The sequence below is a fragment of the Pseudoalteromonas sp. MM1 genome (assembly GCF_030296835.1).
GTDB lineage: Bacteria > Pseudomonadota > Gammaproteobacteria > Enterobacterales > Alteromonadaceae > Pseudoalteromonas.
On record NZ_AP027922.1, the window covers coordinates 2,946,925 to 2,972,183 of the forward strand.

General features: G+C 41.1%; 22 protein-coding genes. 11 read left to right on the top strand and 11 right to left on the bottom strand.

Going from position 1 to position 25,259, the window contains the following annotated elements; genetic code table 11:
• The first annotated feature begins 131 nt into the window (after window positions 1-131).
• Window positions 132-1,367, top strand: a complete 1,236-nt coding sequence (locus QUE46_RS13265) for a TMEM143 family protein (RefSeq protein ID WP_286245155.1) — start codon at window positions 132-134, stop codon at window positions 1,365-1,367.
• Between the two features lie 78 nt (window positions 1,368-1,445).
• On the opposite strand, the gene QUE46_RS13270 is transcribed toward QUE46_RS13265, so the two are convergent.
• From QUE46_RS13270 to QUE46_RS13290, 5 genes are all read right to left on the bottom strand, one after another.
• The gene (locus tag QUE46_RS13270) at window positions 1,446-4,583 is read right to left on the bottom strand and encodes an efflux RND transporter permease subunit (RefSeq protein ID WP_286245156.1); all 3,138 of its coding nucleotides are present in this window, start codon (window positions 4,581-4,583) and stop codon (window positions 1,446-1,448) included.
• A gap of 8 nt (window positions 4,584-4,591) precedes the next feature.
• Complete coding sequence (locus QUE46_RS13275; protein WP_286245157.1) at window positions 4,592-5,839, bottom strand: efflux RND transporter periplasmic adaptor subunit; 1,248 nt, start codon at window positions 5,837-5,839, stop codon at window positions 4,592-4,594.
• Entirely contained in the window at window positions 5,836-7,098 is a 1,263-nt protein-coding gene (locus QUE46_RS13280; protein WP_286245158.1) for a TolC family protein, read from the bottom strand. The genes QUE46_RS13275 and QUE46_RS13280 overlap by 4 nt, the downstream gene beginning before the upstream one ends.
• A gap of 147 nt (window positions 7,099-7,245) precedes the next feature.
• Window positions 7,246-7,554, bottom strand: a complete 309-nt coding sequence (locus tag QUE46_RS13285; RefSeq protein ID WP_089348541.1) for a hypothetical protein — start codon at window positions 7,552-7,554, stop codon at window positions 7,246-7,248.
• 80 nt (window positions 7,555-7,634) lie between these two features.
• On the bottom strand, window positions 7,635-8,453 hold the full coding sequence (locus QUE46_RS13290) for an AraC family transcriptional regulator (RefSeq protein ID WP_286245159.1): 819 nt from the start codon (window positions 8,451-8,453) through the stop codon (window positions 7,635-7,637).
• Between the two features lie 112 nt (window positions 8,454-8,565).
• On the opposite strand from QUE46_RS13290, the gene QUE46_RS13295 reads away from it, so the two are divergent.
• Window positions 8,566-11,661 (top strand): beta-galactosidase, encoded by a 3,096-nt coding sequence (locus QUE46_RS13295; protein WP_286245160.1) that lies wholly within the window; start codon window positions 8,566-8,568, stop codon window positions 11,659-11,661.
• 69 nt (window positions 11,662-11,730) lie between these two features.
• On the opposite strand, the gene QUE46_RS13300 is transcribed toward QUE46_RS13295, so the two are convergent.
• A complete protein-coding gene (locus QUE46_RS13300; RefSeq protein ID WP_286245161.1) occupies window positions 11,731-12,177 on the bottom strand; it encodes a DoxX family protein in 447 nt (148 codons plus the stop codon).
• A 280-nt stretch (window positions 12,178-12,457) separates the two neighbouring features.
• Here QUE46_RS13300 and QUE46_RS13305 point away from each other — a divergent pair, with 280 nt between their 5' ends.
• The gene (locus QUE46_RS13305; protein ID WP_286245162.1) at window positions 12,458-14,065 is read left to right on the top strand and encodes a diguanylate cyclase; all 1,608 of its coding nucleotides are present in this window, start codon (window positions 12,458-12,460) and stop codon (window positions 14,063-14,065) included.
• A gap of 25 nt (window positions 14,066-14,090) precedes the next feature.
• On the opposite strand, the gene QUE46_RS13310 is transcribed toward QUE46_RS13305, so the two are convergent.
• Together QUE46_RS13310 and QUE46_RS13315 are read right to left on the bottom strand one after the other, a co-directional pair.
• Window positions 14,091-14,876 carry a hypothetical protein gene (locus QUE46_RS13310; RefSeq protein ID WP_286245163.1) on the bottom strand — a complete coding sequence of 262 codons (786 nt, stop codon included), beginning with the start codon at window positions 14,874-14,876 and terminating at the stop codon, window positions 14,091-14,093.
• Between the two features lie 153 nt (window positions 14,877-15,029).
• Window positions 15,030-15,449 (bottom strand): VOC family protein, encoded by a 420-nt coding sequence (locus QUE46_RS13315; RefSeq protein ID WP_286245164.1) that lies wholly within the window; start codon window positions 15,447-15,449, stop codon window positions 15,030-15,032.
• A 237-nt stretch (window positions 15,450-15,686) separates the two neighbouring features.
• On the opposite strand from QUE46_RS13315, the gene QUE46_RS13320 reads away from it, so the two are divergent.
• The gene (locus QUE46_RS13320; protein WP_286247766.1) at window positions 15,687-15,992 is read left to right on the top strand and encodes a hypothetical protein; all 306 of its coding nucleotides are present in this window, start codon (window positions 15,687-15,689) and stop codon (window positions 15,990-15,992) included.
• A complete protein-coding gene (locus QUE46_RS13325) occupies window positions 15,989-16,372 on the top strand; it encodes a hypothetical protein (protein ID WP_286245165.1) in 384 nt (127 codons plus the stop codon). The genes QUE46_RS13320 and QUE46_RS13325 overlap by 4 nt, the downstream gene beginning before the upstream one ends.
• On the opposite strand, the gene QUE46_RS13330 is transcribed toward QUE46_RS13325, so the two are convergent.
• Window positions 16,369-17,187 (bottom strand): sterol desaturase family protein, encoded by an 819-nt coding sequence (locus QUE46_RS13330; RefSeq protein WP_286245166.1) that lies wholly within the window; start codon window positions 17,185-17,187, stop codon window positions 16,369-16,371. The two genes, QUE46_RS13325 and QUE46_RS13330, sit on opposite strands and share 4 nt — an antisense overlap.
• A complete protein-coding gene (locus QUE46_RS13335) occupies window positions 17,184-17,630 on the bottom strand; it encodes an SRPBCC family protein (RefSeq protein ID WP_286245167.1) in 447 nt (148 codons plus the stop codon). Before QUE46_RS13335 ends, QUE46_RS13330 begins: the two co-directional genes overlap by 4 nt.
• A 97-nt stretch (window positions 17,631-17,727) precedes the next feature.
• Between QUE46_RS13335 and QUE46_RS13340 the strand changes: the two genes are divergently transcribed.
• From QUE46_RS13340 to QUE46_RS13355, 4 genes are all read left to right on the top strand, one after another.
• Window positions 17,728-18,723 (top strand): AraC family transcriptional regulator, encoded by a 996-nt coding sequence (locus tag QUE46_RS13340; RefSeq protein ID WP_286245168.1) that lies wholly within the window; start codon window positions 17,728-17,730, stop codon window positions 18,721-18,723.
• Between the two features lie 94 nt (window positions 18,724-18,817).
• The gene (locus QUE46_RS13345) at window positions 18,818-19,588 is read left to right on the top strand and encodes an ABC transporter substrate-binding protein (RefSeq protein WP_286247768.1); all 771 of its coding nucleotides are present in this window, start codon (window positions 18,818-18,820) and stop codon (window positions 19,586-19,588) included.
• A 46-nt stretch (window positions 19,589-19,634) separates the two neighbouring features.
• On the top strand, window positions 19,635-20,603 hold the full coding sequence (locus QUE46_RS13350) for an alpha/beta fold hydrolase (protein ID WP_286245169.1): 969 nt from the start codon (window positions 19,635-19,637) through the stop codon (window positions 20,601-20,603).
• A 110-nt stretch (window positions 20,604-20,713) separates the two neighbouring features.
• Window positions 20,714-21,802, top strand: a complete 1,089-nt coding sequence (locus QUE46_RS13355) for a polysaccharide lyase family 7 protein (protein ID WP_286245170.1) — start codon at window positions 20,714-20,716, stop codon at window positions 21,800-21,802.
• Here QUE46_RS13355 and QUE46_RS13360 read toward each other — a convergent pair.
• Complete coding sequence (locus QUE46_RS13360) at window positions 21,792-22,196, bottom strand: NUDIX hydrolase (RefSeq protein WP_286245171.1); 405 nt, start codon at window positions 22,194-22,196, stop codon at window positions 21,792-21,794. The genes QUE46_RS13355 and QUE46_RS13360 overlap by 11 nt on opposite strands.
• 184 nt (window positions 22,197-22,380) lie before the next feature.
• Here QUE46_RS13360 and QUE46_RS13365 point away from each other — a divergent pair, with 184 nt between their 5' ends.
• Window positions 22,381-24,264 carry an AMP-binding protein gene (locus QUE46_RS13365; protein ID WP_286245172.1) on the top strand — a complete coding sequence of 628 codons (1,884 nt, stop codon included), beginning with the start codon at window positions 22,381-22,383 and terminating at the stop codon, window positions 24,262-24,264.
• 117 nt (window positions 24,265-24,381) lie between these two features.
• A complete protein-coding gene (locus QUE46_RS13370) occupies window positions 24,382-25,239 on the top strand; it encodes an MBL fold metallo-hydrolase (protein ID WP_286245173.1) in 858 nt (285 codons plus the stop codon).
• Window positions 25,240-25,259 lie beyond the last annotated feature (20 nt).

A 25,259-nucleotide genomic window follows, 5' to 3' on the forward strand; every position in this document is an offset into this window, starting at 1 on the left:
TATTACGTAATACGTGAGGGATTGGATTCAATTCAATAAATTTTTTTAATTGTAAATTTATATGTTCGCAATTTTCTTGGGAATAAATTAACATCCATAAAGGTAGTTTCATATCAAAATTAGTCAAGAAAATGCAAAGTGCACGTTTTATTCCCTTTAGAAAACAAGATATTATTAATATGTGCAGCGCTGAGCTCACTAATAGCTCAGAGCAAACATCGTTTATACAATTTTGTGATTTATTAGCAAGCCTTATCCATTACGATTACCACGCAACACTTGAATCGCTTAAAAATAACTACGCCCCCTTTGATCCTAATAGCGATACGCGCTCTTTAGCGCCGGTTTCAAATGTTCAAAAAGCGCAGTGCCAACGTGATTTTGCAAAAGATTTTGCTAAGGTTTTAAACGCCGCTAACTTTGAAGTAATAACCAATCAAGACTTACAAGATGCACTAAACGAAGAGTCACTTTTTAAAGTACGCCTTGAGGTAGAGTTTGATGACTTTGAAGAAGTGGTTTTTTATCGCCGTGGCGAGTCGCAGCTCACTGAAACCATAACCAGCTTTTGGGGGCTTCGTAAAAAGCCACTGCACTTTACAAATTACGACCGCGTTGCGGTGTTTATTCGTTTTAAAGACAAAGCCCACTTTGACGCTAAAAATAAAACACCTTTAGGGTTTGAGCCAAGCTCGACCATAGTTAAGCTGTTTCAAAATGTACCCAAAGCCGACCTTGAAATGCTATTTCCTAATAGCGAAGTACGTATGCGCCCTATTGATAAAGTGATTATTGGCTCATCCGCTTTAATTGGCGGCGCCGTGGTTTTAATTACAAAGCTTGGCGCATCAATTTTATTATTATTTGCTTTGTTTGCCTTTTGGGGTGGCTTTAGAAGTGAAGCCGTAGAAATGACCCAGCAACACTTTATTACCTTTGCTATTGGCATGGGAGTATTTGGCAGCTTTATTTTTAAAGAGTGGAGTAAATTTAAAAACCGTAAAATTAAATTTATGAAAGCGCTAAGCGATAACCTTTACTTTAAAAACCTTGATAACAATGCGGGTGTTTTTCATACCCTTATAGATGCCGCCGAAGAAGAAGACATAAAAGAAGCCCTGCTTGCCTATACGTTTTTACTAAAATCTAAAAATGGCCTAAGCGCACAAATGCTTGATGAACAAATAGAGGCGTGGTTTAAAACAAAGTATAAATGCGAACTCGACTTTGAAATTAGCGATGCACTTGAAAAACTCTCTCGGATGAATTTAGTAACCTGCACTAACGATGTGTATAGCGCAATAGACTTAGATCAGGCAAAAACTATTTTGGATGAGCGCTGGGATAACCTGTTTCAATATTATTAATGTGCAAAGTTTACTTAACAACAAAAAAGCAGCTGTAATTACAGCTGCTTTTTACGTTACTTAACAAAGTACAATTAGCTAAGCTGCTTGATGCCTAGTAAATTTTGCATGCACTAATTTATAAAGTGCAGGTAATATTAATAGCGTAAGCAGAGTTGATGAAATAATCCCACCAACCACAACCGTTGCCAGCGGCCTTTGTAGCTCAGCGCCAGTGCCTGTATTTAGCGCCATAGGAATAAACCCTAAACTCGCCACTAAAGCCGTCATTAGTACTGGGCGCAGGCGCGAAAGCGCACCGGTTTGTATTGCATCTATTAAACTAAGCCCATCAGCTCTTAACTGTTTAATAAACGACAGCATAACCACACCATTTAATACCGCTACACCACTTAGCGCGATAAACCCCACACCTGCCGATATTGATAACGGCATATCGCGTAGCAGTAACGCAAGCACGCCACCACTAAGCGCAAGTGGCACGCCGCTAAATATAATTAACGAATCACGCAGAGAATTAAACGCGCTATAAAGCAGTCCAAATATAAGTAATAAAGTAACCGGCACCACCAGCGATAGCCGCTTACTTGCTGATTCTAGCTGTTCAAACGTGCCGCCATATTCAATCCAATAACCACTTGGTAAATTAAGGTCTGAATTTAAAGCAATTTGCGCATCGCTTACAAAGCTTGCTAAATCGCGCCCTTCTACGTTTGCAGTTACTACAACATTACGCTTACCGCTTTCGCGGTTTATTTGATTAGGCCCTTTATCAATACTAATATTTGCCACTTCGCCAAGCGGTACAAACGCAAGGTCGGGGTTAGCACTTTTTGGCACCGCTACTGGCAAACGCGCAAGCTGTGTTATATCGCTAGACCAACGCTCATCTAAACGCACTAATAACGAAAAGCGCTTATCGCCTTCATAAATAAGCCCGGTTTGCACACCGCCTACCGCAGCGCTTACACTTTGCTGTATATCGGTTACTGTTAAACCTAACAGCGCCATGTGGTCGCGAAGCGGCGTAACCGAAAGCGTAGGCAGGCCTTCCATTTGCTCAAGGCGTACATCAGTTGCACCCGTAATGCTTCGCAAAAGCGCCGTAGCTTTTTCGCCGTACTGTTTTAATGTTGATAAGTCATCACCATAAATACGTACTGCTACATCGGCCCGCACGCCTGCTATTAGCTCGTTAAAGCGCATTTCTATTGGTTGCGTAAACTCATAGTTATTACCAGGTACTTCATTTACTAAATGGCGAATTTGCTTAACCAGTTCTTCTTTGCTTAAAGCGGGGTTAGGCCATTGCTCGCGCGGTTTTAACATTAAAAAGGTGTCGGCAACGTTAGGTGGCATAGGATCGTTTGCTACATCGGGCGTGCCAATTTTTGAAAATACATTAGCCACCTCAGGCTTAGCTAAAATGGCTTGCTCTAGCTCTTTTTGCATTTTTACCGATTGCTCGATACCGGTGCCGGTAATACGCAGTGCGTGCATGGCTATATCGCCTTCATCAAGCTGCGGTAAAAACTCAGCCCCCATATTTTTAACTTTAAAGCCAAGCGCAATTACAAGCACAACCGCAATACTAACCATAACCCACGGTAGTTTTAGCGATAAACCAAGTAGCGGTTTATAACCTTTTTTAATGCCGCGCATAACCGCATTTTCGCTCTCGCTCACCTTACCGCGTACAAATACCGCAATAGCAGCAGGTACAAAGGTTACTGCAAAAATAAGTGCACCCACTAATGCAGCAACAACGGTAAATGCCATTGGCTGAAACATTTTGCCTTCCACGCCGCTTAATGCAAACAGCGGTAAATACACCAGCATAATAATTAAAATGCCAAATACCGCAGGGCTGAACACTTCTTTAGTGGCGGCGGTTACAACACGTAAACGCTCGTTTAAAGTAAGCAACCTGCCATGCTTATGTTGCGCAAGGCCAAGTTGCCTTAAACAGTTTTCAACAACAATTACTGCGCCATCAACAATTAAACCAAAATCGATTGCGCCTAGGCTCATTAAGTTACCCGACACTCTATTACCTACCATACCGGTAATGGCAAATAACATACTAAGCGGAATAACCATGGCCGTAATAAGCGCACCGGTTACATTACCTAATAACAGCAGTAAAATAACAATAACTAGCACTGCCCCTTCAAACAGGTTGGTTTTTACAGTGTCTATGGTTTTATCAACAAGGGTTGTACGGTCATATACAGGCTCAACTACTACACCTACTGGTAGGCTAAGTTGTACATCTTTAAGTTTTTCAGCCATGGTTTTTGCCACTACGCGGCTGTTTTCGCCAATTAGCATCATGGCGGTGCCGAGCACGGTTTCTTTACCGTTATAAGTAGCAGCGCCAGTTCTGAGCTCTTTACCTAAGCGCACATTTGCTACATCTTTAATGCGTACTGGTGCATCATCGCGCTTAGCAACTACGGTATTGGCTATATCATCAATGGTTTTTAATTGCCCTGGTGATCGCACTAAATATTGCCCGTCAAAACGCTCTATAAATCCTGCGCCTTGGTTACTGTTATTTAATTTAAGCGCGGTAATAACATCACTTAGTGTGAGCTTATAAGCCAATAGTTTTTCAGGCATGGGCGCTACTTGATATTGGCGCTCAAAACCCCCTTGGCTGTTTATTTCGGTAACCCCTTTTACTTTTAATAGCTGCGGGCGAATAACCCAATCTTGCAGGGTACGTAAATCTTCTGCGTTATATGGCGTGCCATCATCTTTTAATGCACCGTTATTTGCATGCACAGAATAAGTAAAAATCTCCCCTAGCCCGCTGGCAATTGGCCCTAAGTTTGGTTCAATATTGGCTGGTAAATCTGATCGAATACTTTGAATGCGCTCTGATATTTGCTGGCGCGCCCAGTAAATATCGGTGCCTTCGTTAAAAATAACGGTAACTTGCGAAAGTCCATAACGCGAAATTGAGCGAGTGTAATCAAGCTTAGGAATACCCGCCATTGCGGTTTCAATTAAATACGTAATGCGCTGCTCGGCTTCAAGCGGGGTAAAACCCGGCGCTTTGGTATTTATTTGCACTTGTACATTAGTTATATCGGGTACGGCATCAACGGCTAAATTTTGCGTGTTGTATACACCAAAGCCTGCAAATAAAAGCGTGAGTGCAAGCACCATCATGCGGCGTTTAACCGCAAACGAAACTATCCAGTTAATCATGCTGCCTCCTAGTGAGAGTGACTTGCGCCGCTTTTTAAAATATCGGCTTTAATTACATAACTGTTTTGCGTTACGTACTCACTGTTTGGCGAAAGCCCCTGAAGTACTTCTACCCACTCGCTGTTTTTAGCACCGAGTTTTACAGGGCGCACTTCAAACACATTGCCGCTTTTAATAAACACGCTAGGTTTGCCGTTAAATTCCTGAATAGCAATCGCTTTGACGCGTACAGCCGCATCTACTTTTGCAGTACTAATATCGCTATTAACATGCATGCCTGGTCGCCAATGCCCATCAGAGTTTTTAAGCTCGATTCGCGCACGTGCAATGTGCCCGCCACTCATCATTGGGGCTATGTAAAACACCTCACCTTGCGCATTTAAATGATGATGTAAGTCGTACACTGTAGCGCTTTGCCCTATGGCAAGCTTTTCAATGTTATCTGGAAAGGCCGACAGCTCAACCCATACGGTTTCAAGGTTTACTATTTGCATTAAAGCGCTACTGGCAAGCTCGCCGCGCTTTAAATATTGCTCACTAATAACGCCTGTAATTGGGCTTTTTATGGTGTAATTTTGTAAGGTTTCGCGGTTGGTTATACTGGCAAGTTTGTCGCCTTTTTTAACGTTTTGACCAATGCTTACAAAAATATCGTTAACTAAGCCGGTATAAGGCGCCATTACTTCAACGGTGCCGTGCGCGGTGGGCGCTATAACACCAAATAAAGTATCGGTTAGCTCAACGCTGCCTGCTTTTGCAATCTCGGTTTTAATCCCTGCGCGCTCAATTGCTTTCTCGCTTAGCGTTGTGCGCCCTTCTTCTTGCTCATAATGATAATTTATTTCAGTGCCTTTATAGCGTGCCATTACATCAAGCTTAAAAGAATGCGGCTCGTTTACGCTCACGGTACTTACTAAATAGTCACCTTCAGCTTTAAAGCGAATTAGCTGTGGCGCTTCGCTTAAACGCTGCACGTCTACGGTTACGTCTAACTGATTTATATCAACAGCTTTATTGTTATTAAACCCATATATTCGCAGCTCAGTATTACCGGCAAACTGGGTTAATTTAAGCTCTAAATCAAGGGCGTTATTGGTTAGTAAAAATCCGCCGTGTGGGCCTTTTTGAGTGTGTTCATCTTCATGGCCTTCTTCGTGACCTTCTGCGTGATGATTAGCCGATGCCATAGCCGTGCTACTTAATAATGGGAGTGTAAATAATTGCGTAATTAATAATGCGATAAGAGTTTTATTCATGATTGATGAGTCTCAATTAAAGGTTGGCCGGTTAAACGTTCAAGGGTAAGCAGCACTTGGTATAGCTCGCTATGGGTGTTGATAAGTGCGCGTTTAGAATCAAATAAAGCTTGCTGTGCATCGAGTAATTGCAATACCGATATTTGCCCTTGTTGGTAGCTTTTTAAACTTTGTTTTATAAGCGTTTGCGCTTGTGGAATAACGCGCTGTGTTAAAAGCTGTGCCTGCGTGGTTTTACCTTGGTAATACGCATACAGCGTGCGTATTTGTTTACGTAACTGAATACGCAATTGCCCTTGTTGCTCATTAAGTAGGGTAAGTTGATGCTGCGCCGCCTCAATATTACCACCATTAGCATTACTTAATTGCAGCGGCATTGAAAACGAAAACACAAATGAGCTGGCATCAGTTTGCTGGTTATATCGCACGCCACCACCCAAGGTTAAATCGCTTTGACCGTTTGAGCGTTGCAGCGCTAAATTAGCCGTTTGTTGGATATATTGCTGCTGTAAAAGTGCAAACTCAGGCGCTGTATTTACCGCATCAAGTAACTCATTTTCACTTTTAATAGCAGCTATTTGTGATAAATCGCCCGCATAGTAATCACTTACTTGCACCTCTTGCCAAAGCTCATTAAGCGCTAAGCGAGAGCGCTCAAATTCACTTTGTAGCATGGCCGTATTTAAATCTACTTGGCTTAATGCATAGCGCATGCGGGTTACATCGGCACTTGAGACCGCACCCGCTTCAGCGCGTTTTTCAATTGCGTTAAGTGCCTGCTTAACAGTGTTTTTACGCTCACTATTTAACGCAATTAACGCCTGAAACTTTAGTACTTGGTAGTAACGCTCAGCGGTGGTTGCTAAAAGTGCTAAGCGGGTATTTTTATACTCAATTGTTTGCGCTTTTATATTGGCAGTAGCGTAATTAATACGGTTTTGACGTTTATCGCCCAGCTCTATTAATTGGCTTAAAGCCAGCGTGTACTGCGCCCCCGAAAACGCATGAGAGCCATGAGTTCCTAAAAAGTTTTCAGCTTCAAAACTCAGCTCAGGGTTAGGTGAAAGCATGGCTTGGCTTTTAAGCGCCGTTAATATTTTTTGATGATACGGGTAGCGCTTAAGCTGTAAGTTTTGCTGCTCGGTATTTTTAAGCGCCTGCTTTAGCGTTAATACGTTTTGAGGCTCGCTTTTTGCCAAAGCGCTCAGTGTGGGTAATGCACACAGTAGCGCCACCAGCATAAGTGGTTTTTTGTTCATATAGCATGTCCGTTTTAACAAACAGAGTTGGCTTAATCACTATGCCTGTTTTAAAACAAGCGCGATTAAGCTACCTAAATATGTACATAACTAGCCTAATAGCGCATAAGCGCAGGCAGTTATATACAAAGTGTTTAAAATTAAAAACTAGCTATAAAAATTGGGTGGCGGAACATCTGGCGGATAATTTAAACCACTATAGCAAGCGGGCTGCGTTGCTTGGCTTTGCTCTGGGCTTATAGGATGATTTAGCGAACTGTAATAACCACAGTGGCAATGCTGATGGGCATGAATTTCGGTAGGTGATTGCGCATCTTCATCGTTTGTATCGGCTAAAGAATGAATGTGTGAGGCATGATCAACTTCTTCTTGTAAATGATACGCAGCAGCATCACAGCTAATAAAGCTGTGTACAAGCACCAAAAGTATCACGACTAAAAAGTAGTTTGAGCGCATTACCTACCTAAAACTGTAAAATGCAATTAAAGAAACCGCACAATACCTTAAATTTATACAAATGTAGAGAGCCACTCACGTTATTTTCTAAACTCAGTGGGTGACACGCCCACTGATTTTTTAAACCGTTTTGAAAAATTAAATATATTAGGGTACCCCACGTAAGCGGCAATATGGGCAACTGGCCAGCGGGTATTTAAAAGCAAATTTTTAGCCCGTTTAATACGTAAATAAATAAGCTGCTGCATAGGGCTTTTACCAAATTGTGCCTGGCATAATCTGTGTAAATGCGGTGCTGAGTAATGTACTTGTTCGCACATAGCCTCTATTGTCCAATCAAATTGCAGGCGCTCTTCTACCTCTAAAAATAAGCTGGTTAATCTATTTTGCCCACCTATTTGCGGCTCACTTTGCAGCGTAGTATTTAAGTAGTGGCTTAAAATAGGCATAACGCCTTCGCGCAAAGTAGCGTTACTTTCGCTGTATAAAAGTTCCATCGCTAAATGTAATGGCGCTAGCTGCTGATTAGTTAATACCTTAGCGTGCGCTAAATTTAAATGTTGCCAACGCTTGGTATTTGCAAGGTTTAGCCAAATCACATCCCACTTTTCGCTTGCTATTTCAACCTCAAAGCTTTGCCGTGCTGGCAATATAGCTAAGCTATTTTCGACTAGTGGATATTGGTTATTAATGGTTTTAAGCGTGCCCTGACCTCCCAAAGTATAAAAAAGCGTGTGTTCAAGTGGGTTCGTACGCGCAACACAATAATCACCCAGTAAATTTGAGCAACCTGCTAGCTCTATTTCAAGGCTTGGCATTTGCGAAAGCGTGTTTAAATCAATAAACCGCTCTGTACACTCTGGGCCAATATCGAGTACATCTTTAATGGTGTTACGCATAATTTAAAATGATAGTTTTGGATAAATAAAAGAGAGCTTTAAGCATAACCCCAACGCATTATTTTAGCTATATTTAAGCCACTATAATTGCCACACATGCAATAGGACACAAATGAACTCACTACAGCACATAATTACCCGCCGCGATTGGGAAAACCCAATTTCGGTGCAAATTAATCAAGTAAAAGCGCACAGCCCACTTAATGGTTTTAAAAGCGTTGACCATGCCCGTACAAACACGCAATCACAAAAACAAAGTTTAAACGGCCAGTGGGATTTTAAATTATTTGATAAACCCGAAGCGGTTGATGAGTCATTACTAAGTGAAGCACTCGCCAGCGATTGGCAAAGTATTCCAGTGCCTTCTAACTGGCAATTACACGGCTTTGATAAACCTATTTATTGTAATGTTAAATACCCCTTTGCCGTAAACCCGCCATTTGTACCAAGCGATAACCCAACAGGTTGCTACCGCACTGAGTTTACTATTACGGCGGAGCAATTAGCGCAGCGAAACCATATTATTTTTGAAGGCGTAAACTCGGCGTTTCACCTTTGGTGTAACGGTCAATGGGTGGGCTACTCGCAAGATAGCCGCTTACCAAGCGAATTTGATTTAAGCGAGCTGTTAGTGACTGGCACCAACCGCATTGCGGTTATGGTTATTCGCTGGAGCGATGGCAGTTACCTAGAAGATCAAGACATGTGGTGGCTAAGCGGTATATTCCGCGATGTTAATTTACTTACTAAACCACAGCACCAAATACGCGATGTATTTATAACCCCAGATTTAGACGCCTGCTACCGCGATGCGACTTTGCATATAAAAACCGCAATAGATGCGCCAAATAACTACCAAGTAGCAGTACAGGTTTTTGATGGTGAACAAGCACTGTGTGAGCCACAAATACAAAGCACTAACAATAAACGCGTTGATGAAAAAGGCGGCTGGAGCGATGTCGTATTTCAAACAATTGATATACAAAGCCCTAAAAAGTGGACCGCTGAAACCCCATACTTATACCGCTGTGTTGTAAGCTTATTAGATGAGCAAGGCAACACCGTAGACGCAGAAGCCTACAACATTGGCTTTAGAAAAGTAGAAATACTTAATGGGCAGCTTTGCTTAAACGGCAAGCCGCTACTAATTCGCGGTGTTAACCGCCACGAACATCACCCTGAAAACGGCCACGCAGTGAGCACCGCCGACATGATTGAAGATATTAAGCTGATGAAGCAAAATAACTTTAATGCTGTACGTACTGCTCACTACCCAAACCACCCGCGTTTTTACGAGCTGTGTGACGAGCTAGGTTTATACGTGGTGGACGAAGCGAATATAGAAACCCATGGAATGTTTCCTATGGGTAGGCTTGCAAGCGATCCGCAGTGGGCTGGTGCATTTATGTCGCGCTATACACAAATGGTTGAGCGCGATAAAAACCACGCCTCTATTATTATTTGGTCACTGGGTAACGAATGCGGACACGGTGCCAACCACGATGCAATGTACGGGTGGTCAAAAAGCTTTGACCCTTCTCGCCCAGTACAATACGAAGGTGGCGGCGCAAATACCACCGCAACCGACATTATTTGCCCTATGTATGCCCGTGTAGATACCCATGTTGCCGATGACGCAGTACCTAAATACTCTATTAAAAAATGGCTAAGCCTACCGGGTGAAACTCGCCCACTCATTTTATGTGAGTACGCCCATGCAATGGGTAACAGCCTAGGTAGCTTTGACGATTACTGGCAAGCATTTAGAGAGTACCCGCGCTTACAAGGTGGCTTTATATGGGATTGGGTAGACCAAGGTTTATCTAAAACTGATGAAAACGGTAAGCATTATTGGGCTTATGGTGGCGATTTTGGTGATGAATTAAACGACCGCCAATTTTGTATTAACGGCTTATTATTCCCTGACCGCACGCCGCACCCTAGCCTGTTTGAAGCTAAATACAGCCAACAGCATTTACAATTTACGCTGCGCGAGCAAACTCAAAACCACTATACCGTTGATGTATTTAGCGATTATGTATTTAGGGCAACCGATAACGAAAAGCTCGTTTGGCAGTTAATAGAAAATGGCCAATGTGTAGAGCAAGGCGAGCAAGTTATTAATATTGCCCCGCAAAGCACTCAAACGCTAACTGTTAATACAAAAACGGTGTTTAAAGCCGGTGCGCAATATCATCTTAATTTAGATGTAGCACTGATTAACGACTGCACCTTTGCAAATGCCGAGCATGTATTAAACACCGAGCAATTTAAGCTTATAAATAGCCAAAGTTTAAACGCTGATACATTTACCTCCACTCTAAACGCCTCAGCACATGGCACACTAAACATTAGTGAAACCGACACGCTGCTAAGTATTGAAGGCGATACCTTTAAACTTGTGTTTAATAGCCAATCTGGCCTTATTGAGCAATGGCTACACAATCAAACCCATGTTATTAAAAGCCCATTAGTTGATAATTTTTACCGCGCCCCGCTTGATAACGACATAGGCGTAAGCGAAGTAGACAACTTAGATCCTAACGCATGGGAAGCGCGCTGGCTAAGAGCGGGTATTGGCAAGTGGCAGCGTACATGCCGCTCGTTTGAAGTAGTGCAATCAAAAGTAGATATACGTATTACCTGTGTATTTAGTTATGAATTTAATGGCGCAGTACAAGCAAAAACAACATGGCTTTATACGCTTAATAATACAGGTGCAATTAACTTAAATGTTGATGTGCAACTAAACGAGGCTTTGCCACCCATGCCACGCATAGGGTTAAGCACAACGCTTAATAAACAAAGCGATACGCAAGTAAATTGGCTAGGTTTAGGCCCATTTGAAAACTACCCAGATCGCAAAGCGGCTGCGCGTTTAGGTTATTACAGCTTGAGCTTAAATGAGCTACATACACCGTATATATTCCCAACCGATAACGGCGTGCGTAGTGATTGCCAATTACTGAGTATTAATAACTTAACTGTAAGCGGTGCGTTTTTATTTGCCGCCAATGAATACTCTCAAAGCATGCTTACGCAAGCAAAGCATACTAATGAGCTAGTAGCTGATGATTGCTTACATGTACATATTGACCATCAACATATGGGTGTTGGCGGTGATGATTCGTGGAGCCCAAGTACCCATAAAGAATATTTACTTGAGCAAACGCAGTACAACTACTCTTTAACTTTTTTGACTAAATAATATAGCCCTCAACTCAAACAAAAATAGCGGCTAAATTAGCCGCTATTTTTTAACTATAAATTCCTAGAGTTATTTATCAGCTAGCTTTTTAGCAATAACACTATCAACCGAAAAGCTACCAGCACCTTGAATAGCAAGCGCTGCAGTTGCAACTAATAAAGTAAGTGCGTATTCGTAACCGTTGTTAGCCATAAATAAACCATTGTTAATATGGACACTAAAAATTGCAATCAACATTGTAAACGCCGTAACTACGGCTGCTGGGCGTGTTAATAAACCAAGTGCTAATGCAATACCACCAAAAAATTCAGCGCTGCCTGCCATTAAAGCCAACCAATAACCTGGCTCTAAGCCAATAGTTGTCATCCACTGCCCTGTGCCTTCAAGGCCGTAACCACCAAACCAAGCAAATAATTTTTGCGCGCCATGCGCTGCTAAAATTAAACCAACTGGTACACGTAAAATAAGTGCTGCTGCGCCAGCTTTAGAGTTTAATATTTTTTGTAGTAGTGTCATGAGTTTTTATCCTGTGTAAATTTATAAGGTGTTAGTTTTACTAACCGATGAACACAGTTTACTATCATCATTTTAAAACATTAATACCGATATTATTGGTTAATTATAAATACTATGTTTTTAATTGAGTTGCACAGTGAATGTAATTTTGAAGATAGAGCACTTAAATATACAGAAGTGATTTTAATCGTGCAGTTTTAAACCTTATTAAACAGTAAACTAATAGCTAATTAATTCGGCTCTGCTAGTATAAAAAAAGTAGTGAAAATTGGATGCGCTTATGAGCTATAAAAGTAATAGATTGACTTTTTTCCCACCTAAAAATAAAGGGGCGTTCTTTTTTGTTGTAATTTCTTTGCTCGCATTATTTATTACTTTTGATTCTTATGCTGCCGATACATGTAAAATAAAGCACTTAAATTCACCCACGCCTGCCGCTTTGCTAAAGGTAAATACTCCTTCTGAACTCACAGCTCAACGCGGTATTAATCAATATCAAATAAGTTGCTCTGTTAAAAATGGTGGCGTACTCAGCTTTTTACGCCCGGGGCTAGATAGCTTTACTTGGCTACAAAACAATACGGTAAAAACCCCATTAAAAGCGGGACAAGTAGCCTATTTAATGGACTCAGGTACTTTTACAGCCACAATAACATTAAAATCAAAGCTTAATTACACACCCCGGTTTAAATGGCAGCCAACCCACACTTATTTTAAAAAAGCGCAGCAACATTCGCTGATTATGGGCTCATTTTATGGCTTGTGCATTACGCTTATTTTTTATGTATTAATAATGGGGCACAGGCTTAACGAAAGTATATTTAAGCTCTACAGCATTTACATTTTTTGTATTGGCAGCTTTATTTTACTTCAAGAAGGGCAAGTGTATTTATTTGTAACGCAGCATGTGTCTAGCGTTATTTTTAACTTATATCTACTTAGTATCGGTTTAACCGTACTAAGTGCCACGTGGTTTATGCTCACGTTATTAGAGACAAATAAACGTTGGCCTATATTAACTAAATTACTCAAAGCACTCGCATGCATTGTAATGCTTTGTGCCGTGCTTAAAATGCTAGTTACTGACCTATTATTTTGGACAGTAGTAGGCCATGTAATGGCTTACTCAACGTTGTTTATTGTGGCTGTTATTTTTACTTTAGCTGCAATGCAAGCTCGTAAAGGTGTACGCGAGGCAACACTCGTATTTGTAGCGCTTAGCTTTGTATTAGTAAGTATGATTTTTAGGGTGCTGCTTATTAACCAAAGCCCGTTTATGCAGCGCTATGGTTTTATATTGGCGTTTGCAGTTGAATCATTTTTATTAGCTGTTGCCGTATCAAGGCGCATAAGCCGAATGCGAATAGCACAAAAACGAGCCGAAACTGAAGCCGACTTTGACCACTTGTGTGGTATTTTAAACCGCAGAGGATGGGCTAAAAAATCATCTGAACTTATAGATACCCACGCCAAAAAAGGCGGTGTATTGTGTTTGATGTATATAGATTTAGATGACTTTAAGCAAATAAACGACACCTTTGGCCATGCTGTAGGCGATGACGCTTTATACCATGTTGCCAGTTGCTTAAAAAGCAGTTTACGCAGCAACGATGCTGTAGGGCGTTTGGGCGGTGATGAATTTGTAGTGCTAGCGCACTTTTATACGGATGCGCAGGTAAATCCTAAAACTCACCATTTAAAAACCGCCTTAAATAGGCTCACAATAAATCACAACAACAACCCTATAGCCATTAAAGCAAGTATGGGTACTACCGTATTTAGTGAACCGCCCCACTCGATTGATGAAATTTTAAAAGCTGGCGACACTGCCATGTACCATGAAAAGTTACAACGTAAAGTAAAACCACTCACGTTAGTAGATGGCTAAATTTAAGTGATGCTGCTTATTGCTATTAAACCGTAACCGGTTGAGCAAACTGTTTACGGTTTACATAGTGACTTGTAATAATGGTAAATAAAGTTGAACATATTGCCGCAACTGCATATACCTGCCAAATATCAAAATTAAACTTAAGCGCCAGTGCAATTACAGCAAAAAATACGCAACCACCTAACGAGCCAATAATGCCACCGTTAAGTACTTTATACGCCGAGTATTTTTTATCACTTGCATGCGCAATACTGCCCATTACTGCCAATATTACCGGAAAGGTAGATAGTAACCCGCTCCACATAGCGCCAATATTTGCCGATATAAACGTAACTAACATAATAAAGCAGCTGACCAGCAACATTTTTAGCGGCAGCTCCCACGCAGCGGTAAAAGGTTTGGCATCAGGTTTAAATTTTAACTTACTTGATGCCAGCGCCAAAACAGCTAAAACGCTAAGCGAAATAACACATGCTAGTGCAATATTTATAGGTAACAACAAGGTAAATACACTAAAAGCGCACCATAATGTTAATGCAGAAAACAGCGCTTTAACCACCCCATATTTTGCAAGCATGGCAGCATAACAAAAACAAAATAAGCCTATACCGCTCATGCCATACAAAGATGCAACCGCTGAATTACTGGCAAATAACTTACCTTGCTCAAGCGCAATAAAATACGAAATAGGGCCCGATGTAATAGGCAAGCCTGGGATAATACCGCTCACAAAACTGCCAAAGCGTTTTTGAGCATAGTGAATAAATAATAAAAGTAATGGCGCAATGGTGAGTTTTAACAGCAACATAAGCAACTATAAAGTATGAGAGTTGCGCGTTAGTCTACGTTTAAAATTCTGTACTGTAGAGTGAATAAATATCACTCATATGGTGTAATTTTTTTCACCTATAGGTACAAAAAAGGCCACTATAAAAGTGACCTAATCCTTAATAAATATTGCTTACGCTTTTTTAAATAAAACCCCTGGGTTTACCATGGTTTTCATTTCAAGCACGTTACCGTTTGGATCTTCAATAAAAAAAGTTTCCTGTTCAAACTCATCACCTACAAAGCGGCGATACGGTTTATCAAGGTACTCAAGCCCTGCTGCTTCAATACGTTTTTTTAAACCGTTAAATTCATCTTCAGATAAATGAATACCAAAATGAGGCACAGCCACAGCGCCCATATCTACATCATGGCGCACGGTTGGTAAGCGCTCTACACTTTGATGCAGGGTTAACTCGTTACCCCAAAAGTCTATGTCTACCCAGCGGCCTTCTTCGCTGTTACCTGTTTTACAGCCCAATACGTCGCAATAAAACGTTTTAGCTACTTTTAAATCGCCAGCCGGAATAGCCAAATGCAAACAGTTAGACATAAATTACCTTTAATCTTATATTTTTGTATATTAATAACCTCTATTATACATAAAATATAATTTATGAAACATTAACAACCAAATTTAAGCATAGTTAATACACCTTCATTTAATAATTTATATTTGAGTGGGGATCTATCAAAGCTAAAAGGGTTACTTTAAAATACCCGCGCTATGATTAAATTCTTATTTTTAAAGTTCATCACCTTCTTTTTAGGCTTTGTGGCCTGCTTTGCCATGCACACTACGTTTGCATTGCCTTTAGTTATTTCTGCCGCACTAACAGGCCTTATTGGCTCGTTTATTCCTTTTCCTGCGCGTTATAAAAACCACCCCTATGCAGCAATTTACGCTGGCAGCTTTGCTGGTATGTGCTCCACGCAATTAATTACAAGTTATTGGGAAATAGCCATAATTTCAGTTATTGGGGCCAGTTTATACGTGCTTACCATCAATATGTTTACCGGATTTGGTGGCAAACTTGGCAGCGTAGCCTTTGCAAGCGTGGCTTTATTTATGTTGGCCAAAGGAATGGTTTTATGAATTTAGAATATCCAGTTATTGCTTTACTCGGCGCTTTTTTAACGTTTTATTTAGCTAAACATAATCGGTTTGATGGCATACGCGCCTCTGCTTCGCTTTCTATTATTGCCTATTTAATTTTAAGCGCCTTAAACCTAAACCCCGACTTATACTCAGTCGTATTTTTTGGCGGTACGTTTATAGGCATGAGCGCCCCACATAGGTTTGGTATTTACACGGTTGCTAGTTCATCTATTTTGTTTTCGTTTTTATTTGAGTACCTAGTACCAAAACTTGATGGCTATGGCGGTGCATTAGGCATAAGTGCATTTTTGTCGGTGTGTATTTGCCACATGTGTATTTTACTTGGAGCGCCTAGGAGTAAAAAGCCGATAGGCTAATCTTTAACGCTACTGGTTGGATAGCCAAAAAGTACCTTACATTTAGCTTTTAAACCTTTTGCCTTATAAGCACTTTTAAATAAATGAGCCCACTGATGAAACGTTATCAGCAGTGGGTTATTACTATTTAGCTGCCCTACTATGCCGTATTTGCATGGCTGATTTTTGTCTTCCTCTACAAAGGTACCAAACAGCTTATCCCAAATAATAAGTACGCCACCAAAGTTTTTATCAAGGTAGCTTTTATTAATTGCATGATGCACCCTATGGTGCGACGGCGTATTAAATACGCTTTCAAACCAGCCTAACTTGCCTACTATTTGCGTATGTACAAAAAATTGATACGCCAAATTAAGTGCCACTACGCTAAATACGGTTAAGGGGTCAAAGCCTAGCAGTACCATTGGCAGCCAAAATACCCACATGCCGGCTACTGGGTACATTATGCTTTGCCTAAACGCAGTGGTAAAATTCATTTTAGTGGAGCTGTGGTGCACCACATGCGCAGCCCACAACCAATGAATATGATGCGACGCGCGATGAAACCAATAGTACAAAAAATCTTGCAGCAAAAATGCAAAAGCAACGCTAACTACACTTAGCTTTATATCAAATAAGCGGTACTCGTAAAGCATGTAAAAAAATGGCATAAGTAGCAGCAGTGCAATTGCATCTGCGCCTTGATGCAGCAAGGCTAAAACGGTGTTTGCTAGGCTATCTTTTATATTGTAATAGCGCTTAAATTTTATAAATTCAAAGCATACAAACGCTAAAAACACAGGGCTTAGGGAAAGTAAAATAATTTCTGAGTTCATACTTTGCCCGCCATAAAGTAATGCTGCAGTTTATTTAATGCCTGGGTTATATCTTTACTAATTAGGTGCTTTAGCAAAGCATTTGGCAGCCACCACGGCGCTTTGCAGCGTATACAATAATTAAGCTCGGTAGTAATACTTTTAGCGCCTGTATTAGCAACTAAATAAATATCACCTTGATGATTTGCCACAGGCTTATTACCTACTATTTGGTAGCAAATGTGGCCAAGGTTAGCCATTATTATACGCTCATTAAACGTGGCATTTGCCATTTTTACTTGCCTTATTGCGCCTTTACCACCTTTTAGCTCACCGCTATTTGCTGTTTTTATTAGCTCAAACTTGGCATTAAAAAAACGATCTAACTGCTGATGATCTAACAAGGTGGTTATTATTTGCAAAGGATCTGCATTAAGCGTTTGTTTTATTGATATAAAGATCATTGTTTACAGCTAAGATAATTGTTCATGTAACTAGCATATAAAAATTGAACATGGCAAGCTTGCTCATACACGACCATTTTTTAGCTTTAGACGACAAATGCATACACTGGCTGATCATTACTTTTCGAGCATTTTAGATTACTTGCAAACCCAAGGTATTGATTCTAAAACAGCTCTTCAGGCTATCGGGTTTACTGAGTTTAGTCGCCGACATAATCAGCAATTAGCACCTCGTATTAGTTTACAAAGTTACAATGCGCTGCTTGTGTATGGCCAAAAAGCGCTAAACGATCCGCTGTTTGGTTTTACTTTAGGTATGCACATTCGCCCCGCAGATTACGGTATATTGGGCTATTTAATTGAATCGAGCGATACCCTAAGTAGCGCTATAAAGGCACTGTTAAATTACGACAGCTTAGTGGCAGATATTGGTAAAGCGCAGTTTTTGCAAACTGCAGACGAAGCTGCGGTGCGCTGGCATGCTCATCCTCATTGTAATGAACAAGTTGTATTACGAAACATGAGTGCTTGGGTAAGCGTTATTCGCCAGTTAATAAACGCATCGCTTTGTCCAAGCAGTATCAGCTTTATACATAATTGGCCTAAAAGGCACACACAACAGTTAGAAGAATGGTTTAAATGCCCCGTTATAAGCGGTGAAGCGCACAATCAAATAAATTTTCCGAGCAATTATTTAAAGCTTGCCTTTAAAACTGACAACGCCATTGTAAATGCTACATTTAAGCAGCTTTCACAACAACAGCTATCGCATTTTAAAAGCCAGCAGTGCTTAACAGAAAAAGTTAAACAGCTGCTTATTGCAAAAACAACATTACAAAATTGCCAGCTTATTGCAGTTGCAAGTGCATTAAACGTAACACCGCGCACGCTACAGCGACATTTAAAAAAGCAACATGTAACTTTTGCGCAATTACTCGAACAAGAAAGAAAAAACCGCTCCCACACGTTAATTGGCATACTCCCGCTTAGCGAACTAGCTAACCTGTTAGGCTTTAAAGATCAGAGCTCGTTTAATCGCGCTTTTTTACGATGGCACAATTGCACACCCACACAATTTTTAAAACGAAAATAATCAGCAGTATTATTCACATTAAATAAACATTTATGGTATACCTTTTAATCAACACTCTTTAAACTAGAGCGTATAATAATTAAAAATACGGGTTATATTTGTGCGTGTAATATTAAGTATCTGTGTGTTTATGCTTTATAGCGCCATATGCAAAGCACAAACCATTACCTTTGTAGCTGAAGATCTACCGCCTTATCATTTTATAAATCAAAACAATGAACCCGATGGCGCATTAATTGATTTAGCCAAAGCCACCATTAAGCACACAAAGCTAACCGCCAAATTTGAAATAATGCCTATGGCGCGAATTTTTTACGCCCTCGAGCATAACCCGAATGCAGTAACCCTTTCGTTGTTAAAAACCCCAATAAGAGAAAAGCAACTTACCTGGTTAGGCGAATCTTACTTTGCTGATGCCTACCTAGTCAGTTTAAAAAGCCACACTGACGAGGTAAGCCACCTCAACCACGCAAAATTTTACCAAGTAGCTACAATACGCGGCTACTCAAGTGCCACATATTTAAAAAATGCCGGTTTTGTAGAAGGCGAAAACCTAGTTCTTGTAAGTTACTATCAACAATTATGGCAAATGCTCTATAAAAAACGCATAGACTTTGTACTTACTAACACCCTTACTTTAGAAAACGAATTAAAGCGCTCAGGCCTAAATCCAAACTTAATAATTAAGCGAATTCATTTAACCGACTACCCTTCAAAATTATATTTTAGTGCCAACAAAACCCTAGATAAACACACCGCAAGCGCTATTAGCCATGCACTTAACACGCTAAAAGAAAACGGCGAATACCAAGCTATTTTAACCAAGTGGCAGCTACCGCTTCCTGCTACTGCCAACAAGTTGTAATAAACAGGGTCTATAATTTTAGCAACGCAAACACTGCTAGTTGGCTATGCGAACAATTAAAACACCTCAGGGTATAAAACTCAGTTACCAAGACGAAGGCGATAAAAAAGCTCCTGCAATCATACTTATTATGGGTTTAGGCGCACAAATGACCGTGTGGCCCGACTCGCTTTACTACACCTTAGTAAAAAAAGGCTTTAGGGTTATACGCTTTGATAACCGCGACACGGGCCTATCTACCCATTTAGAGCATCACCCTAGCCCGAGTTTATTTAAATCGTGGCTAAGTAAACGCCTGCCCATTCGTACGCAAACGCCCTATTTACTTGATGATATGGCAAACGATGTATTGGCGCTTATGGCGGCCCTAAAAATAAAAAAAGCACATTTTGTTGGTGCTTCTATGGGCGGTATGATTGCTCAGCTAATTGCAGCTCAGCATAAAAAAAAGGTGCTAAGCTTAACCACTATTATGTCAAGCTCAAGCTTGCCCCGCCTTAGCGCAAAAAGCATTGGCGTATTTATAAAGCTTGCCAAATTAAAGCCCAAAACATCCAGCCGTGATGAGGCAATAAACTACAACATTAAACTTAATCAACTTATTGGCAGCCCCGCTTACCCGCAATCAGAAGACGCACTTCGCCATCATGCAACACAAATTGTAGAGCGCTCATATAATCCTAATGGCTACAAACGCCAACTTATTGCTATGGCCGCAAGTAAAGACAGGCAACATTTAATTCGTAAAATTAAAACGCCCACTTTAGTAATTCATGGCAGCGATGATGTGGTAATACCCGTAAGTGCAGGCAAAAAAACGGCAAGCCTTATAAAAAAAGCCAAGTTAAGAGTAGTCCCGGGGATGGGCCATAACTTTGCGCCAGAGCTTATGCCCCTTATGACAAAGTGGATAGTTAAGCATGTAAAAAAAGCGCAGCGCAAACACCTAAATAAAAAACGTAAAAAAACAACAGCAACAAAAAACCACATTGGTATAACCAAAAAAGCACTATAAAAATAACATAAACAAAAAATTGGTAATGTTGATATTTTAAATTGGTATGTTAGATTAAAGTTAAGCGACGTTAATATCGTTTATTTTAAAATCATCACACAGAGACAATAATGAAAAATCTAACATCTACTTTTAAACTCACAGCACTGGCTGCTGTTACCCCCTTGTTATTTATGGGCTGTGCGAGTACAAACACACCTGTTGATAGTAATGTCGCAGTACCTGCGTCAAAATTTGATTTATCGCAATGGAAAATAAACGTACCTGTAGATCTCAATAACGATGGAAAAATAGATACAATTGACGTTGAAGAAATTCAAACCTACGCACACCCTGATTTTTTCTACCTTGATGATCAAGGCTATATGGTATTTACCTCGCCAAATAAAGCACTTACTAGCGCCAACTCAACCAATACCCGCAGTGAGTTAAGACAAATGATCCGCGGCACAAATACCAAAATAAAAACTAAAAATTCAAAAAATAATTTTTCCTTAGCTGTGCACCCGCTATCGGAGCGTTTTGGCTCGGTAGGCGGAAAAATGGAAGCCACCCTAAAAGTAGATCATGTTGCACTGCGCGCTAACGATCCTAATAAAAAAGCCGCGTACTCTGTGGTGGTAGGGCAAATTCACGCAGGTAAAGATCAAGCCTTAATCGACACAAAACTAGGTTTTGGCTGGGGTAACGAACCGCTTAAAATTTATTATAAAAAATGGCCTGGCCATAAAACCGGATCTGTTTTTTGGAACTACGAGCGTAACTTACCAAAAAAAGATCCTAACCGTACCGACATTACATATCCTGTTTGGGGTAACACCTGGGAAAATCCGAATGATCCCGGTGTGGCGGGCATAGCGCTTGGCGAAGACTTTAGCTACACAGTAAACGTGTATAAAAACATGATGTACTTAACCTTTAGCGCACAAGGCAAAAAAGACGTTAACTACGCAATTAACTTAGGCAATAACGTAGATGCCTATGGCAAAGTAGATGAAAAAGATCACCCTAATGGCTATGCTGCCGATTGGCATTACTTTAAAGCGGGTGCTTATAACCAATGTAGCACTAAGAGCGCTAAAGGTATTTGGTACCCTGGTTGTTTAGGCACTGGCGATTGGGCAACCGACAAACAAAATGGTGATTACGCCCAAGTGAGCTTTAAAAAATTAGTATTAAGCCCGTCAACTAAGCCGTAAGCGTTGTTGTAGTTAAGTAGTTTTTAAGTGATGTAAACAGTGGCGATGGTAAATTATTAATATCGCACCAACGCCACTGTATACATTTATTTGGCTCGTTTAGCACAGGCTCGCCGCCTTCGTAATCGGCTTTTACGTATAAAGTAATGTAGTGTTTATTCTCAGCACTAAAAATATCGTTAGTAAAATCAAGCTTAGTAATTTTACTCACATTTAGCCCTGTTTCCTCACATACCTCGCGTATTGCACACTGCTCAACGCTTTCGCCAAACTCTAAATGCCCGCCAGGCGTTGCCCATGTATTTGCACCATGCGCACCTATTCGCTCACCTAATAAAATAGTATTTTGGCGCATTATAATAACCGCCACGCCTACTCGTACTGTGTTACTCATAAATTGTTTTCACTCATTTTAATTGCTCGCCATGCTGAGCCACACGCTTTGTATTGTCAATTTTGTATTTTAAAACTCAAAATGTTGATTAACTTTTAGCCGACCATAGTCGAATACCTATCGGTTAAAAAAAAGCCTACCTTTTGTATGGTCTCTCACACACATTTAGTATTAGGAGCCCATAATGTTAGGCCCATATAAACAACAATACGACAGCTTTAAACAAAATCCTGCACAATTTTGGCTTGAACAAGCAAAGCGCTTACCTTGGTATAAAAAGCCTGAACACGCCTACACACAAGACACTGACGGCCTTTACCATTGGTTTGATGACGGCCAACTAAATACCTGTTTTTTAGCGCTCGACCAGCATGTAATTGCCGGCTTTGGCGAGCAAACCGCGCTTATTTACGACTCCCCCGTTACCAACACACAGCAAACGTATAGCTACTACCAGCTACAGCAAGAGGTAGCTAAATTTGCCGGCGTAATGCAATCGTTAGGCGTTAGTAAAGGCGACCGCGTTGTTATTTATATGCCCATGATCCCCCAAGCTGTAATTGGCATGCTGGCCTGCGCCCGGTTAGGCGCTATACACTCAGTGGTATTTGGTGGCTTTGCAGCACATGAACTTGCCATACGCATTGACGATGCAAAGCCTAAACTCATACTGAGCGCTTCGTGCGGTGTAGAGGTAGATAGCGTAATAGAATATAAACCGCTGGTTGATCACGCCATAGATCTTGCCAATCATAAAATAGACCACTGTGTTATTTACCAGCGCGAACATATAGCCGCCACGCTTACTCCCTCAAGAGATATTAACTGGGATGAAGCAATGCAAACAGCCACTGCAGTAGAGCCAGTACCGGTGAATGGCAGTGATCCACTTTATATTTTGTATACCTCTGGCACCACAGGCACACCTAAAGGCGTAGTGCGCGAAAACGGCGGCCATGGCGTTGCTATGCACTACAGTATGGAAACCGTTTACGGCATGCAGCCGGGCGATGTATTTTGGGCAGCCTCAGACATAGGCTGGGTAGTTGGGCATTCATACATAGTGTATGCCCCGCTAATTTATCGTTGTACCACCATTTTATTTGAAGGCAAACCAGTTCGCACACCTGACGCCAGTGCATTTTGGCGTGTAGTAGAGCAGTACCAAGTAAATGCATTATTTAGCGCGCCCACCGCATTTAGAGCCATCAAAAAAGAAGACCCAAATGCAGAGGGCTTTAAGCAATACAACACCCGTAGTTTAAAACGCATATTTTTAGCTGGCGAGCGACTCGACCCACCCACGTACAACTGGCTAAAAGACAAAACTAATCTGCCAATACTCGATCATTGGTGGCAAACCGAAACCGGCTGGGCCATAGCCTGTAACCCAGTAGGCATAGAAGAATTAGTAACAAAACCTGGCAGCTCAACCGTGCCAACCCCGGGATTTGATGTGCAAATTTTGAATATGCAAGGCAAGCAATGTACCCCTAACGAGCAAGGCGTGGTGGCTATAAAATTGCCGCTGCCACCGGGCTGCTTACCAACCATTTGGCAAAATACACCGCGCTTTAAAACAGGTTACCTAGCGGAGTACCCGGGTTATTACCTTTCGGGCGATGGTGGCTACATGGATGACGATGGCTACTTATTTATAATGGGCCGCACAGACGATGTTATAAATGTAGCTGGCCATAGGCTTTCAACCGGCGAAATGGAAGAAATAGTAGCAGCGCACCCAGCCGTTGCTGAGTGTGCCGTGTTTGGAATTACCGATACACTAAAGGGCCAATTACCGATGGCCATGATCGTACTTAAAAACGACTTTACCGGCTCCCCTACCGATGTAGAGCAAGCGCTTGTGCAAACAGTGCGCAACCAAATAGGCGCTATAGCCTGCCTTAAAACAATAGTAAGCGTAGAGCGATTACCAAAAACACGTTCAGGTAAAATACTACGAAAAAATTTGCGCCAATTAGTTGATGGCGACGAACTACAAATACCATCAACCATAGACGATGCCGGTATTTTTGACGAAATAAATCAACAACTCACCCAGCGTTAAATCCAACCTAATAAAGCCATTTTATATTTATATATCAAATGGCTTTTACTTTTGCTGAAATTTATTCCTTACTTGTACTTTCTTACTTAATACTAAGAACATTAAACAGGAATGTGTATGCCTCGCTTATTACAAATACTACTTGCCACCAGCCTACTACTTACAGGTTTTATGGCACAAAGTTACGAAATTGAAGATTTAGGCGATGGCCTCCACCGCTTTATTGACGACAGACACCGCTCGGTATTTTTAATCACTTCACAAGGCGCAATAGTTACCGACCCACTTAATAAAAAAGCCGCCACTTGGTTAAAGGAGCAAATTAAAACTCGCTATAACGTACCGATAAAATATGTTGTATACAGCCATAATCACAGCGACCATATTTACGGTGCAGAGGTATTTAAAAGCCCGCACACCACCTTTGTAGCACACAAACTTACCGCGCAAGATATTAAAAACACACAAATAAAAACGGTTATGCCTAACCTTACTTTTGATGACGAGCTAATACTTTCCCTTGGCGGTTCAACCTTAAAACTTAACTACCATGGCCCTAACGATGGCCGAGGCTCGGTAAGTATGCTGTTCGAAAAGCAAAAAACATTATTTGTGGTCGACTGGATCGTTATTGGCAGAATGCCATGGCAAAAACTGTGGAGCTACGATATTCAAGGCATGATTAATTCAACCCAAGCGGTTTTAAATTACGACTTTAATACCTTTGTGGGCGGCCATGCCGATATGGGTAATAAAGCCGATGTAGCACGTTACTTAAGCTATATAGAGCAGCTTTATGGCCAAGTAACCAAGGCTGCGCTTGCAGGGCAAAGCCTAGAGCAAATAAAACAAAACGTTAAGCTCGATGAATTTTCAGATTTAAAACAATACCAAGCCTGGCTGCCACTTAATATTGAAGGGGTATACGAGCGCCTTATGGAAGAGTCAGGCATGGGCTGGCGCAGCGATTTATAAATTGTATGCGTGTGCATTTG